A 14441-nucleotide genomic window follows, 5' to 3' on the forward strand; every position below is an offset into this window, starting at 1 on the left:
TTTTTGAAAAGTGAGTTGCTATGTCGATTAAGAAAATCCTTGTTGCCAACCGAAGTGAGATTGCCATCCGCGTGTTCCGCGCGGCCAACGAACTGGGCTTAAAAACCGTTGCTGTTTTTGCCGAAGAGGACAAATTGGCATTGCATCGGTTCAAGGCGGACGAGGCCTATTTGATCGGCAAGGGCTTGGGGCCTGTTGAAGCCTATTTGCAGATCGATGAATATATCCGCATTGCCAAAAAGTCGGGCGCGGATGCGATCCACCCAGGCTATGGCCTCTTGTCTGAAAGCCCTGAATTTGCCGATGCGTGTGCGGATGCAGGCATCATCTTTATTGGCCCACGGTCAGAAACCATGCGCGCACTTGGCAACAAGGTTGCGGCGCGAAATTTGGCGGTTGAAGCTGGTGTGCCAGTGGTGCCAGCTACGGACCCATTGCCTGACGATATCGACGAAGTTGTCAAAATGGCCAAGGAGATTGGCTTTCCTTTGATGCTGAAAGCTAGCTGGGGCGGCGGTGGCCGCGGCATGCGCACCATTCGCGATGAAAAGGCCGTGCGGGCTGAAGTGGCCGAAGCCAAGCGTGAAGCCAAGGCGGCCTTCGGCAAAGATGAAATGTATTTTGAAAAGCTGATTGAGCGCGCGCGCCACGTGGAAGTGCAGCTGATCGGCGATGATCACGGCAATCTGGTGCACTTGTTTGAGCGGGATTGCTCGGTGCAGCGCCGCAACCAAAAAGTGGTGGAGCGGGCACCTGCGCCCTATCTTACTGAAGAGGTGCGCAAGGGCCTTACAGACGCAGCTTTGAAGCTCGGTAACGCCGCAAATTATCGCGGTGCGGGCACTGTTGAGTTTTTGATGGATGCGGACAGTGATGAGTTCTTCTTCATCGAAGTGAATCCGCGCATTCAGGTGGAACATACGGTCACCGAAGAAGTGACCGGCATTGATATCGTTAAGGCGCAAATTCGGGTGCTGGAAGGCGAAAAGATCGGTGATCCGAAATCGGGTGTGCCGAAACAAGAAGACATTCATTTGAATGGCCACGCGTTGCAGTGCCGGGTGACGACAGAAGATCCAGAAGAAAACTTCATTCCCGATTATGGCCGCATCACCGCCTATCGTGGGGCGACAGGTTTTGGCGTGCGCTTGGATGGTGGTACCGCTTATTCGGGTGCGGTGATCACGCGCTATTATGATCCATTGTTGGAAAAAGTGACGTGTTGGGCGCAAACACCTGAAGACGCGATTGCGCGGATGGACCGCGCCTTGCGCGAGTTCCGTATTCGCGGCGTGACCACCAATTTGAACTTCCTCGAGAATATTATTTCTCACCCGAACTTTAGGGACAATAGCTACACCACGCGCTTCATCGATAATACGCCTGAGCTGTTTGATTTCCCCAAACGGCGCGACCGGGCAACACGCTTGTTGACCTATCTTGCCGATGTGTCGGTGAATGGTCACCCAGAGGTCAAGGATCGGCCTGCGCCACCAGCCGAAGCTGCCGCACCCGTGGTGCCGACATTTACGCCGCCACCTATTTTGGAGGGCACGCGACAAATTCTGGATCGCGATGGGCCGGACGGATTGGCCAAATGGATGAAGGCGCAAAAGCAGGTGCTGTTTACCGACACCACCATGCGCGACGCGCACCAGAGCCTGTTGGCCACACGGATGCGGACCCATGATATTGTGAAAATCGCCAAGGCCTATAGCCATGGCATGCCCAATCTGTTCTCGCTTGAGTGCTGGGGCGGGGCGACCTTTGACGTGTCTATGCGGTTCTTGACTGAAGACCCATGGGAGCGTTTGGCGATCATCCGCGAGGAAGCGCCAAACATCATGACGCAGATGTTGCTGCGCGGCTCCAATGGCGTGGGCTACACCAATTATGCCGACAATGTGGTGAAGTTCTTTGTGGAACAGGCGGCCAAGGGCGGCATTGATGTGTTCCGCGTGTTTGACTGCCTGAACTGGGTCGAGAATATGCGCGTCTCCATGGACGCGGTGATCGAGGCAGGCAAAGTCTGTGAAGGCGTGATCTGCTATACCGGCGATATGCTGGACCCGGATCGGGCCACCTATGATTTGAAATATTATGTGGGTCTGGCCAAAGAGTTGGAAGAAGCAGGCGCCCATGTGCTTGGCCTTAAAGATATGGCCGGGTTGTTGAAGCCTGCGGCGGCACGCAAATTGATTTCGACCTTGAAGGAAGAAACCGATCTGCCGATCCATTTCCACACCCACGACACGTCAGGCGCGGCAGCGGCCACCGTTTTGGCGGCTGTGGATGCGGGCGTGGACGCGATTGATGCGGCGATGGACAGCTTCTCTGGCACCACGTCGCAGCCATGTCTTGGCTCACTCGCGGCGGCCTTGCGCGGCACCGAGCGTGATCCGGACCTGGATGCGAAAACGATCCGCGAAATTTCCTTCTATTGGGAAGCGGTGCGCACGCAATATCGTGCCTTTGAAAGTGATCTGCGCTCAGGTGCTTCAGAGGTTTATCTGCACGAAATGCCAGGTGGTCAGTTCACCAATCTGAAAGAGCAAGCGCGGTCATTGGGGCTTGAGTCTCGCTGGCACGATGTGGCGCAAACCTATTCGGATGTGAACGATATGTTCGGTGACATTGTGAAGGTGACGCCAAGCTCGAAAGTTGTCGGTGACATGGCGTTGGCCATGGTGTCCTCCGGCTTGAGCCGCGCGGATGTGGAAGACCCGAACCGCGACGTGTCGTTCCCGGATTCAGTAGTGGGCTTCTTTGCTGGTGATTTGGGCCAGCCGCCCAACGGTTTCCCAAAAGCGCTGCAGGACAAGGTGCTGAAAGGCAAGAAGGCGCTGGATAAGCGTCCGGGTGCCTATCTTGAGCCTGTTGATCTTGAAGCCAAGCGCAAAGAGATCGAAGAGATCACCGAGTTGGAAATTGATGATTTCCGGTTGGCGTCCTATTTGATGTACCCAAAAGTATTCACTGAATTTATGGCGGCGCAGAAAACCTATGGGCCAACTTCTGTGATCCCGACTCCTGCCTATTTCTACGGGCTGGAAGCGGGCGATGAATTGTTGGTGGACCTTGAAAAAGGGAAAACCATGGTCATCCAGTTGGTGGGCCAATCCAAGCCAAATGACAAAGGCATGGTGCGTGTATTCTTTGAACTGAACGGCCAGCCGCGCACGGTTGCGGTGCCAGATCGCTCCATGGCCAGCGAGATTGTTGCACGGCCGAAAGCTGAGGTTGGCAATGCCAACCATGTTGGCGCGCCGATGCCGGGCGTTGTCTCCACCTTGGCGGTGAAAGCCGGGCAAGAGGTTCAGGCTGGGGACGTGCTCTTGTCTATTGAAGCGATGAAGATGGAGACTGCTATCCACGCCGAGAACGATGGCACGATTGCTGAGATCTTCGTAAAGCCGGGCGATCAGATCGACGCCAAGGATTTGCTGGTGCGGTTTGAGGGCGAATAGACCCTCATCTGTGCAGTAATCAATGCGAATACAATTAAGGCGGGCTCTGGCCCGCCTTTTTCATTACGCTATGATAGGGCAATCTATCGGCGGCGGGCTTTGCCCTCAATGGTTTTTTCTTGTGTATCCGTCTGCGCGTAATCGTGCGGCATCGGATCCTGCGTCACGCGCGGCAAGCGCGATACAATCCATGACACAGCAAATGAAACAATGATGAAATCATCGACCCAGCCCAGCACGGGGATGAAATCGGCCACAAGATCGATCGGGCTGATCACATAAAGGGCAGTCAATATGGTGAGGACTTTGAGATAGGTCGGGGTCAGCGGATGCCAAAAGGCATACCACAATTGCACGATTTCACGGCGAAACCGCATCAAACGTTGAATGATCAAATTCATGTGCACCCTCCTCAATTGGGGCGGGAGATCGGCCCCACCTGCTTTATAGATAGGTTAAGCGGGGCCAAATTCAAGAGGGCGGGAGCTTTCAGGGCTTTTGCCTACTGCGCAGCCGAGGGCAGCGGGTGCCGCACCGTGATGCGGGCCAAGACAAATGCACCAACGCCGCAAAGGGCGATCACCGCCAACATCGGCACAGGCGTGCCGTTAAAAATGGCGCTGGAAACGCCCATGGCCAGGGCCCCCAGCAGCATCTGCATGGTGCCACCCAGTGACGCGGCTGCGCCAGCGATGGGCCCATGTTCTTCCAGCGCCAGCACCATTGATGTGGGGATGATCAGCCCCATAAAGGCATTGGCAATGATGAACAATATGATCAGGGCTGGTAGGCTGCCCCAGCCAAAAAAGAACACGCCGAGCAAGATCAACACCATAATGGCATAGCCAAGGGTTGCACCGCGGATCAGCCGTTCGGGGCCGATTTTGCCCATAATGGTGGCGGAGAATTGTGAGGCCACGAAAAAGCCGGACGCATTGACCGCGAAGGCCAGTGAGAATTGAGTTGGGGTGAGCCCGAAATGCTCCATATAAACGAAAGACGCGCTGCCCAAAAAGGTGAAGAAAGCGGCCATGCCCAAGCCGCCAATAAAGGTGAGCCCGAGATAGTTTGTGTCGCGCAGCAAAATACCAAAGCTGGCGAACATGGATTTGGCATCAAATGGACGGCGGTTTTCTGGCTTTAAGGTTTCGGGCAGGGCAAAGGCCGCTAAGGCCATCGCCACCAAGGTGGCTAGAGCGATGGTGAGAAACACCGCGCGCCAGCCAAAGGGCACAATTACCGCACTGCCCAAAAGCGGGGCCAGCATGGGCGAAATCGAAATCACAATCATGATGGTGGACATCATGCGGGTGGCCTTTTGGCCGGTATAAAGGTCGCGGATGACGGCGCGTGGAATGGACATGGGTGCGGCGGCTCCGATGCCTTGCAAAAATCGCAACACGATGAGCGTTTCGATATTGGGCGCAAAAGCACACCCGACAGAGGTGACCATAAACAGGCCCAAGCCAAAATAGATCGGCTTTTTACGCCCAAACATGTCGCTGGCCGGGCCATAAAAGAGCTGGCTGGCGCCAAAGGCGATAAAGTAGACCATCAGGGTCATTTGAGCGGCGGACGTGGAGGACTGCAAATCTTCCGCCAATAACGGCAGCGCAGGCAAATACATATCAATGGCAAAGGCCCCAACGGCGCTCATCAGCCCGAGTATAAGGGAGAATTTAAGTAGATTGCGGTCCATGGTAATCTCTCAATGGGTGCTTCGATCAGAAGCAGAATGAACGAATTAGTATAAGACAATGGGCATTATTGCGTGACAGGCAGCCAATGCGCATTGCCCCGGCAGGACAGGAAAAGCGAGTCGGGCACAGAAAAAAACATGATTTCATGTTTTTGCCAAGTCTGGCGCGCAAATTGCGACAAATCCATGCTGCGGCGCGGGGCGTTCTGATCAAAAAGTGTTTGGTTGCGCCATCCTTGTGTAGCGCTTATATGCTGGAGGGCGAAAAAGGAGTGCCTCATGTCGGAAGTGATTTCCCGCAGAAAATCGGTAGGCGTTATGGTTGGCGATGTGCAGGTGGGTGGCGACGCCCCCATCGTGGTGCAATCCATGACCAATACGGACACAGCTGATATTGAAAAAACCGTGCGGCAGGTCGCCGAACTCTGGCGCGCTGGATCGGAGATTGTGCGGATCACCGTGGATCGGGATGAGGCCGCCGTTGCCGTGCCGCATATTCGCGACCGTTTGATGGCGATGAACGTGAATGTACCGCTGGTCGGTGATTTTCACTATATCGGCCATAAGCTATTGTCGGAACATCCGGCTTGTGCCGAAGCTTTGGCGAAATATCGCATCAATCCGGGCAATGTGGGCTTTAAGGCCAAACGCGACACGCAATTTTCGCAAATGATCGACATTGCCAACCACCATGACAAGCCGGTCCGGATCGGGGTCAATTGGGGCTCGCTCGACCAAGAACTGCTCACCAAATTAATGGATGAAAACGCTGAGCGCGAAACGCCATGGAGTGCCGCGCGGGTGCAGCGCGAGGCCATCATTCAATCGGCATTGATGTCGGCGGCGCGGGCGGAAGAGCTGGGCATGGGGCGCGATAAGATTTTGATTTCGACCAAAGTGTCCAATGTGCAGCATCTGATCGAAGTTTACACCGACCTTGCCCAGCGCTGCGATTATGGCCTGCATTTGGGGCTGACCGAAGCGGGCATGGGCGCCAAAGGCATTGTGGCGTCGTCCGCCGCTTTGGGCATTTTGCTGCAACGCGGCATAGGCGACACCATCCGTATCTCATTGACGCCAGAACCGGGCGGCGACCGGACGTTGGAAGTGCAAGTGGCGCAGCAATTGCTGCAAACCATGGGCTTCCGCCAGTTTCTGCCTGTGGTCACAGCTTGCCCAGGTTGCGGCCGCACAACCTCGACGGTGTTCCAGGAACTGGCCAAAGATATTCAAGACCACTTGGATAGCTCGATGCCCGTTTGGAAAGAAAAATATCCTGGCGTTGAGGGCCTCAGCGTTGCGGTGATGGGCTGCATTGTGAATGGACCGGGCGAAAGCAAGCACGCGGATATTGGCATCTCGCTGCCCGGCACCGGGGAAACGCCCGCCGCGCCTGTCTTTATCGATGGGCAAAAGGCCAAAACTTTGCGGGGGCCCAACATTGCCAATGAGTTTAAGGCGATGGTGGCCGATTATATTGAAGGCCGATTTGGTGGCTAGTTTAAGCGAAACGGTTTGCCATCAGCGGGTCGAGCTTGCGCGCAAAGGCGAGAATCCATGGCTGATTTGCCAAATGCCATCTGGCTGGGCTGTGATGTGCGACAAGCAGGTGCAGCCGGGCTATGTGATCCTGTTGCCTGATCCGATGGTTGGTTCGCTCAATGAATTGAGCGGTGAGCAGCGGGCGCAATTTTTGGCGGATATGGCGCTGGTCGGCGATGCGCTGTTGGCAGCGACAGATGCCTATCGCATCAATTATGAAATTCTGGGCAATTCGGACCAGGCCCTTCATGCCCACATTATCCCGCGCTATCAATCCGAGACGGATGAACGCCGACCTTTGCCGATCTGGTTTTATGATTGGCATGGTTCGCCGGATTTTATGTCCGGTGAGTTTGACGAGTTGCGCAATCGCATTCGGGAAGAAATTCTGCGTGTACTCTAGCGAGGACACTCTTAATGCCATCGTCGATCTCGACATCGCCTTGCTCAAGGATCATACCGAGGCTGCAGGGGATCACTTTGACCGCGAGAGCCATCGGCAGGCCCTGAAAGAGCGGTTTGAAAGCGCCAAGACTACAACTGTTTGGCGTGACGATAAACTGATTGCCTATAGCTTTATCTGGCCCAAGGACGATTGTTGGTTTGTGGACGGTTTTGCAATTCATCCAGAGCATCGCAATGCGGCAATCATGGGTGAATTGATGGTGCAGCTGCTGGCGCACGCAAAAGCCGGACCCGCGAGGCGTGTGGAAAGTAATGTTTATAAGACCAATCAGCTGTCTATGGACTTTCACCGTAAATTGGGTTTTGAGATTATTCGGGAAAATGAAAAAGGCGTCGCCTTTTCTCAAACTATTGATGTGCTGAAACAACATCCAATCGTGCGTCGCGCGATCAAACGGGTGAGCCGGGGGGAGATAAATGGACCATAAGGGCCTCAAAGAGTGGAGCAAAAAGGCGGCGGATTGGGCGCATGATTATCATGAAGGCCTAAGAGACCGTCCGGTGCGGGCGACAATGGAGCCGGGATCGTTGCGCGATCAATTGCCGACGGCGGCGCCGGAGCAGGGCGAAGCGATGGAGCAAATCTGGGAGGATTTTACCTCGCTGGTGCCTGATGCGATGACCCATTGGCAGCATCCGCGCTTTTTTGCCTATTTCCCGGCCAATGCAGCGCCTGTCTCGATGTTGGCGGAGCAGTTGGTCAATGCCATGGCCAGCAATGCGCTGATCTGGCAGGCGGCACCTGCGGCCACGGAAGTGGAACAGGCAATGATGGTGTGGTTGCGCAAAGCGCTCGGCTTGCCCGATGCGTTCACGGGCACCATTCACGACAGCGCCACCACGGCAACCCTTTCCGCGATCCTGACCATGCGCGAAGCGGCGCTTGAATGGAAGGGGCTTTATGAAGGGCTTTCTGGCCAGCCGCGTATGCGGATTTATGCCAGCGGCGAAACCCATTCCAGCATTGATAAGGCGGTGCGCGTTGCGGGCATCGGCCAGGACAATTTGGTGAAAATCCCGGTGGATGAGGATCTGTCCATGCGGCCCGATTTGCTGGCACAGGCGATCAAAGAAGATCGCGCGGCGGGCTATCTGCCCATCGGCATTGTGCTTTGTGCGGGCGGTACTTCGGTTGGGGCATTCGATAAGATGAAAGAGTGCATCGCTATTGCGCGGGCAGAAGATTTGCCAACGCATATTGATGCCGCTTGGGCAGGTAGCGCAATGATCTGTCCCGAATTCCGCCCCTTGTGGGCCGGGGCTGAAGGCGCAGATAGCATCATCTTCAACCCTCATAAATGGCTGGGCGCACAATTTGATTGTGCGGTGCAATTTATGCGCAATCCGATCGAGCAAGTGCGTACGCTTGGCTTGCGTCCGACCTATTTGGAAACGCTGGGCACGTCAGAAGTCACGAACTTTAACGAGTGGACGATTCCACTTGGGCGTCGCTTTCGCGCGCTTAAAATCTGGTTCTTGTTGCGGGCCCACGGGCTGGAAGATTTGCGCAATCGTATCCGAAACCATGTGGCTTGGGCTGAAGAGCTTTATGCAAAGATCGAAGCTTTGCCCGGCATTGAAATGACCAGTTCTCCCCGTCTGTCATTGTTCAGTTTTGCGCTGGAAGCGGGTGATGCGGCGACGGAAAAACTGCTGCAAAAAATCAATGATGATGGCCGTATCTACCTCACGCAAACGCACCATAAGGGGCGCTTGGTGATCCGCATGCAGGTCGGACAATTCGACTGCACGCGCGATGATGTGATGATGGTTGAGACCGTGTTGAAAGAGCTGCTTTAACTCTGCCGTTCGGCAAAGTGGGTGACCAATTGCGCCAGCGGCGCAGCGCGGTCGCCAAATGGGGTGAGCAGGGGTAAGGCATCGTTCAACTCTTCTTGAAGGGCTGACCGTGCGTGCGCTAGTCCATGACTGGCGATCAAAGTCGATTTGCCCTGCGCTTCGTCCTTGCCCGCCGTTTTGCCCAATTGCTCTGAGCTTTGGGTGGCATCCAGAATGTCATCAGCCAATTGATAGATGCGACCTGCCGCTTCACCAAATTGAGTGAGCACCGCCAATTCATCCTTGTTGGCGCCGCCCATCAACGCGCCGATGCGCACAGAGGCGCGGATCAGTGCGCCGGTTTTCATGGCGTGGATGAGTGAAATGGTCTCGGGATCATAGCCCTTGCGCTCACCTTCAATGTCGCGCATCTGCCCGCCGGCCATGCCGCCAACGCCTGCGCCTTCAACCAGCTCGATCACCAGTTGGTTGCGCAGCGCCGGATCTGGATGGCAGTTTCCATCGGCCAACAAGGCGAATGCATGGGTCAGTAGGGCATCGCCCGCCAAAATCGCGGTTGCCGGGTCAAAAGCCTTATGCACGGTGGGCTTGCCACGGCGCAGATCGTCATCATCCATATCTGGCAAATCGTCGTGTACCAGCGAGTAGCAGTGCACGCATTCAATCGCGGCGCCTGCCTGAATCAAATCGCCTGCGGGCTGGGGAAACAGATTTGCTGTTAAATGAACCAGGACGGGACGCAATCGTTTGCCGCCGTTCAAAGCCCCGTGGCGCACAGCATTGATCAACCGTTCGGGCGCGGGCAGGGGTGCGCTTAGCTGTTGCGCGGTGAGGTGGGCTTCCAAAAACTGCTCGGTTTTTTGAGCAATCGTGGCCATGGCGGCATTCAGGTCAGACATAGCGCCTTTGTTGCGTTGCAGCAGGTTGACGGGTAAAAAGAGTACTATCGGGCCAAATTGACAAGATCAATAGTGGTTTTGTTGCGAATTAAGACTAGCCAAAGCCATTAAAGACAGCTATAACCCGCGCCAACAGATTGAAGATTGCTAGATGGCGCTTTCACTTTTTGGTGCAGGTGCCGTTTTGTTGATGGAGTTAGAACCATGGCAGTACCAAAGAAAAAAATCTCCGGCATGAAGCGCGGCCACCGTCGCTCTACTGATGCCTTGAAGGCACCAACTTATGTTGAAGATAAAGACAGCGGCGAATTGCGTCGCCCGCATCACGTTGATTTGAAAACCGGCATGTATCGTGGCCGTCAAATCATGGAGCCTCGCGACAGCTAAGTCGTTAGCGCTTTTGCGAACAGTTTTAAGCCAGTCTCCATCGGAGGCTGGCTTTTTCTTTGGTTAGCCTAATGTGCGCATGCCGCCAGTTACCATGGAGCGTACAATCATTTTATGGAACGGCTTGATCAAAAACAGATAGGTGTGGCCCAGCCAATTGTGGCGGTGCACCCAAGTGGCGGCATATAGCTTGCTCGGGCGACTGGGCGAACGATAGACAGAGACGCGATAATCAAGATGTTTGTCGTCGTCACCCATCAAAATTTCATTATTGTCGCGATGATAGATCCGGAAAAAATTGATCAGTTCGCCTGGTTGGCACTCGCCCATTTTTGTTTGCGCGCCATCAAATTCGGTGCGCAGGCCAAAGGGCTTCACCAAAATATTGCGCAGATAGAGCAGAAATTGGGCCCATTTGGGCGGCGTGGTGGCCAGGCTGCGGGCAAGATCATCGATGGAGAGTTTGGTGCCTTTTTCGCCCAACTCAATGCTGAAGCAATCAACGAAATCGCCGCTGCGGATATGTTCATGAAGTTTGGCAGAAAGGGGCAAGCGGTCTGCTTTCGCGCGCATGGTCAATCCTTTTAAAAATTTGCCGCATTAAAGGCTGTTTTGGTCAGCATGGGAAGGGCAAGATTGTCGCGGGTGAGCTGGTGTTGCGTGGTTGCTTGCAATGGGGGGCGAAAGCATTAGAGTTGGCGGCATATTTTCACGCACGATCAAAGGAGTGCCACAATGACATCACGTATCGAAACAGATTCAATGGGTGAAATTGAGGTGCCGGTCAATCGCTATTATGGGGCGCAAACAGCACGGTCGATGCAAAATTTTGCCATTGGCAATGAGCTGATGCCGATAGAGCTTGTGCATGCCTTTGCGGTGTTGAAGCGCGCCGCTGCGGAAGTGAATTGCGAGCTGGGTTCGCTTGAAGCGGATAAGAAGGACTTGATTGTGGAGGCCGCCAATGAGGTGGCCGCGGGCAAACTTGATGCACATTTCCCGCTCAAAGTTTGGCAAACCGGGTCAGGCACCCAAACTAATATGAATGTGAATGAGGTGATCTCCAACCGTGCCATTGAATTGGCGGGCGGGCAGATGGGCACCAAAAGCCCGATCCACCCAAATGATCACGTCAACAAATCGCAAAGCTCGAACGACAGTTTCCCCACCGCCATGCATATTGCGGCGGTGGAAGAGGTCAATAAACGGCTCAAGCCGGCAATTACGCATTTGCGGGATGTTCTGCATCAAAAGGCCAAGCAATATGACGACATCATCAAAATTGGCCGTACCCATTTGCAGGACGCTACGCCTTTGAGTTTGGGGCAGGAAATGAGTGGCTGGGTCAGCCAACTTGATTTTGCGTTGGCGGCGATCGAAGCGCATGAGCCGCAAATGCTGCAACTGGCGCTGGGGGGCACAGCGGTGGGCACCGGGCTGAACACGCACCCCGACTATGCGCACAAAGTGGCGGCGCGGATTGCTGAATTGACCGGGCATCCCTTTGTGACGGCGGATAACAAGTTCGCCTATTTAGCGGCGCATGATGCCTTTGTGGGCATGCATGGGGCGATCAAACAATTGGCTGCTGCGTCAATGAAGATTGCCAATGATGTGCGCTGGTTGGGTTCTGGCCCACGGTGTGGCATTGGCGAATTGAACCTGCCTGCCAACGAACCCGGTTCATCGATTATGCCGGGCAAGGTCAACCCCACGCAATCGGAGGCGCTGACCATGATTGCGACGCAAGTGATGGGCAATGACACAACAATTGGTGTCGCCGCCAGCCAGGGCAATTTTGAGTTGAATGTGTTCAAGCCGGTCATTGTCTATAATTTCTTGCAGTCGGTGCGCTTGCTCACCGATGGGCTGAACAGCTTCGCCGACAATTGTGCGGCAGGGTTGGAGCCAAATCTGGAGAACATCCAAAATCATTTGGAACAGTCTTTAATGCTGGTGACCGCGCTGAACCAAAAGATTGGTTATGATTCGGCGGCGAAAATCGCCAAATATGCGCATCAAAACGGCACTTCATTGCGCGAAGCTGCGGTTTCGCTGAAACTGTTAAGTGCGCAGGAATTTGATGAATTTGTACGGCCAGAACATATGATCGGCCCGAAGGCCTAATCAAAAAAGCTAAGCATCAATTGTGCGGTTGTAGCCCGCGGGCATGCGCTTGATGATGCGCTCGGCATTAGCGCGGTAGGCTGTTTGGGCCACGTGGGTGCCAGGGCGTGCTTTGCGCCGACCTGCCGGATTGGGGCGTTGCGCCAATAGATGCGCCACAAAGTGGGCCTCTGGCCGATAGGCATGACGGCGGCGGGCTTGATGCGACTGTGATTCAATCACAATCGGCACATTTGCCACGCTAGTATTGTCATGCTGTGAAGCCATTATTTCGCCTACCTGTATCAAAATGGGACATTTTTGCCCTTATTTGACACTGATGATGGCAGAAAATGATGGCGACATAAAGGTTTTGTTAACCTTTGCGACCCGAAATCTGATGGCGTGGTTAAGACGCGCGGTTAACGCTAGAACTGATCTTTGGCTTTGCGCACGGCGGCAAAAATCTCATGTTCCGGCGCATTGGCTTGCCCAACGGCTTGGGCAATGACGGGGTCGTCGATGCGCAAAAACGGGTTGTTGGCCTTTTCGAACCCTAAGGTGGAGGGCAAGGTGGGTTGGTTTTGCCCGCGGCGTTCTTCGGCCCAATTCAGATGTTGGCGCAAAGCTTCGTGCTCAGGGGTCAGACTGAGGGCAAATTTGATGTTGTCGATTGTGTATTCATGGCCGCAATAAAGGGCGGTTTCGTCTGGAAGGTGGCGCAATTGCTTGAGGCCCTCCCACATGGCATTGGGCGGGCCATCAAACATCCGGCCGCAGCCAATAGAAAACAGCGCATCACCTGCAAACAGGGCAGGCTGCTCTTGCAAGAAATAGGCGATGTGGCCGCTTGTGTGTCCGGGGGTGGATAGCACGGTGAAGTGCCCAGCCCCAAAGGGCAAGATGGCCCCGGGGGCAACTGTTTCTGTGAACGGTGAGATTTGATCTTTTTCCGAATCAGGCACCACAATGATCGGGTCATAGCGCTGCTTGATTTTTTCCAGCCCGTCCACATGATCCCAGTGACGGTGTGTGACCAACACCAAATCGGGCCGCCAATTGCGGGCCTCTAAAAACGCAACAATCTTGTCATCGTCCGGGGCGTCTACCATCGCCACTTTGCCGGTGATGCTGCATTTGATGAAGATCGCATAATTGGTGTCCAGCACCGGCAGCATTTCGATTTCGAATTTTTGCGTCATGTTTTGATCTCCTCAAATGATGTTGGCAATTTGGTGCTTGGCACAGTACACATATAACATGTGCAATGCGAAGATGAACCGGAGCCATGTCGGTAACGATTGAGGATTTGATGCAGTTCTACCGCTCGCCGCTGGGGCGTATATCTCGGCGGTTGATTGCGGACACCTTGCTGCCGATGGCACCTGTTAAAGGTCAGCGAGTGTTGGGCATTGGCTATGCAACGCCTTATCTCAACCGGCTGCGTAATGATGCGGAGCGGGTGATGGCCTTTATGCCGCAACGCCAAGGCGTGGCCCATTGGCCGCTCGATGCGCCAAGTCTGGCCGCGCTTGTCGATCCGCTCGAACTGCCGCTAACAGATAGTGCTGTGGATGTGGTGGTGGCCATTCATGCGCTTGAGCATTTGTTTGATCTTGAAGAATTTATGCAAGAACTGTGGCGCATTACCGCGCCGGGTGCCCGCGTGATTCTGGTTGTGCCTCGTCGTAGGGGATTTTGGGCCCAGCGGGACACAACACCATTTGGCCATGGCCATCCCTTTTCGCAAAATCAGTTGGCCCGGCTTTTAAAGGACCACTCCTTCACCCCGGAGGTGTGGCGTGAGGCACTCTATTTGCCCCCGTCAAATTTTGCCCCTTTGCTTAAATCAGCGCGTTTGTTTGAGAGCCTTGGGCGCTTACTTGGGTCCGGCTTGGCCGGGGTGATGTTGGTGCGGGCCCGCAAAGAAATGTACCCGGCGGTGACACGGCGGCGGCGGGCGCCACAATTCTCGCAAATACCCGGGTTGGTGTCGCAACCGGCTTGGCCTTCTGGACATATTCGATAGAAATCGTTCGCTCGTAACGATAAAGACCAATGGATAAAGCAGTTTTC

General features: G+C 54.6%; 14 protein-coding genes. 8 read left to right on the plus strand and 6 right to left on the minus strand.

All coding sequences use genetic code 11. The features are described from left to right. Positions 1-20 precede the first annotated feature (20 nt). Positions 21-3467 carry a pyruvate carboxylase gene (gene pyc / locus G549_RS0116700; protein WP_027835980.1) on the plus strand — a complete coding sequence of 1149 codons (3447 nt, stop codon included), beginning with the start codon at positions 21-23 and terminating at the stop codon, positions 3465-3467. Between the two features lie 83 nt (positions 3468-3550). Here the strand turns inward: pyc and G549_RS20825 are convergent, their stop codons facing one another. Further along, positions 3551-3868 (minus strand): YkvA family protein, encoded by a 318-nt coding sequence (locus G549_RS20825; protein WP_084634234.1) that lies wholly within the window; start codon positions 3866-3868, stop codon positions 3551-3553. A gap of 101 nt (positions 3869-3969) precedes the next feature. Next, a complete protein-coding gene (locus G549_RS0116710) occupies positions 3970-5166 on the minus strand; it encodes a multidrug effflux MFS transporter (protein ID WP_027835981.1) in 1197 nt (398 codons plus the stop codon). Between the two features lie 279 nt (positions 5167-5445). On the opposite strand from G549_RS0116710, the gene ispG reads away from it, so the two are divergent. Genes ispG through G549_RS0116735 form a run of 4 tightly spaced genes read left to right on the plus strand, consistent with a single transcriptional unit; the run spans position 5446 to position 8973 of the window. Further along, a complete protein-coding gene (gene ispG / locus G549_RS0116720; protein WP_027835983.1) occupies positions 5446-6666 on the plus strand; it encodes a flavodoxin-dependent (E)-4-hydroxy-3-methylbut-2-enyl-diphosphate synthase in 1221 nt (406 codons plus the stop codon). Next, entirely contained in the window at positions 6659-7111 is a 453-nt protein-coding gene (locus G549_RS0116725) for an HIT family protein (protein WP_036223463.1), read from the plus strand. Before ispG ends, G549_RS0116725 begins: the two co-directional genes overlap by 8 nt. Continuing rightward, positions 7023-7601: a GNAT family N-acetyltransferase gene (locus G549_RS0116730; RefSeq protein WP_084634235.1), complete on the plus strand. Its 579-nt coding sequence runs from the start codon at positions 7023-7025 to the stop codon at positions 7599-7601. Before G549_RS0116725 ends, G549_RS0116730 begins: the two co-directional genes overlap by 89 nt. Next, on the plus strand, positions 7591-8973 hold the full coding sequence (locus tag G549_RS0116735) for a pyridoxal phosphate-dependent decarboxylase family protein (RefSeq protein WP_027835986.1): 1383 nt from the start codon (positions 7591-7593) through the stop codon (positions 8971-8973). Before G549_RS0116730 ends, G549_RS0116735 begins: the two co-directional genes overlap by 11 nt. Here G549_RS0116735 and G549_RS0116740 read toward each other — a convergent pair. Beyond that, on the minus strand, positions 8970-9872 hold the full coding sequence (locus G549_RS0116740) for a polyprenyl synthetase family protein (RefSeq protein ID WP_051214047.1): 903 nt from the start codon (positions 9870-9872) through the stop codon (positions 8970-8972). The two genes, G549_RS0116735 and G549_RS0116740, sit on opposite strands and share 4 nt — an antisense overlap. Positions 9873-10076: 204 nt before the next feature. Here G549_RS0116740 and rpmF point away from each other — a divergent pair, with 204 nt between their 5' ends. Then, a complete protein-coding gene (gene rpmF / locus G549_RS0116745; RefSeq protein WP_027835988.1) occupies positions 10077-10259 on the plus strand; it encodes a 50S ribosomal protein L32 in 183 nt (60 codons plus the stop codon). A gap of 63 nt (positions 10260-10322) precedes the next feature. On the opposite strand, the gene G549_RS0116750 is transcribed toward rpmF, so the two are convergent. Beyond that, the gene (locus G549_RS0116750) at positions 10323-10832 is read right to left on the minus strand and encodes a DUF2867 domain-containing protein (protein ID WP_036223388.1); all 510 of its coding nucleotides are present in this window, start codon (positions 10830-10832) and stop codon (positions 10323-10325) included. A gap of 162 nt (positions 10833-10994) precedes the next feature. Here G549_RS0116750 and fumC point away from each other — a divergent pair, with 162 nt between their 5' ends. Continuing rightward, the gene (gene fumC / locus G549_RS0116760) at positions 10995-12386 is read left to right on the plus strand and encodes a class II fumarate hydratase (RefSeq protein WP_027835990.1); all 1392 of its coding nucleotides are present in this window, start codon (positions 10995-10997) and stop codon (positions 12384-12386) included. A 9-nt stretch (positions 12387-12395) separates the two neighbouring features. On the opposite strand, the gene G549_RS0116765 is transcribed toward fumC, so the two are convergent. Further along, positions 12396-12653, minus strand: a complete 258-nt coding sequence (locus G549_RS0116765; protein WP_027835991.1) for a hypothetical protein — start codon at positions 12651-12653, stop codon at positions 12396-12398. 140 nt (positions 12654-12793) lie between these two features. Then, a complete protein-coding gene (gene gloB, locus G549_RS0116770; protein WP_051214049.1) occupies positions 12794-13567 on the minus strand; it encodes a hydroxyacylglutathione hydrolase in 774 nt (257 codons plus the stop codon). A gap of 86 nt (positions 13568-13653) precedes the next feature. On the opposite strand from gloB, the gene G549_RS0116775 reads away from it, so the two are divergent. After that, positions 13654-14394, plus strand: a complete 741-nt coding sequence (locus tag G549_RS0116775) for a methyltransferase domain-containing protein (RefSeq protein WP_027835993.1) — start codon at positions 13654-13656, stop codon at positions 14392-14394. Positions 14395-14441: the final 47 nt, after the last annotated feature.

Source organism: Maritalea myrionectae DSM 19524 (assembly GCF_000423365.1).
GTDB classification, from domain to species: domain Bacteria; phylum Pseudomonadota; class Alphaproteobacteria; order Rhizobiales; family Devosiaceae; genus Maritalea; species Maritalea myrionectae.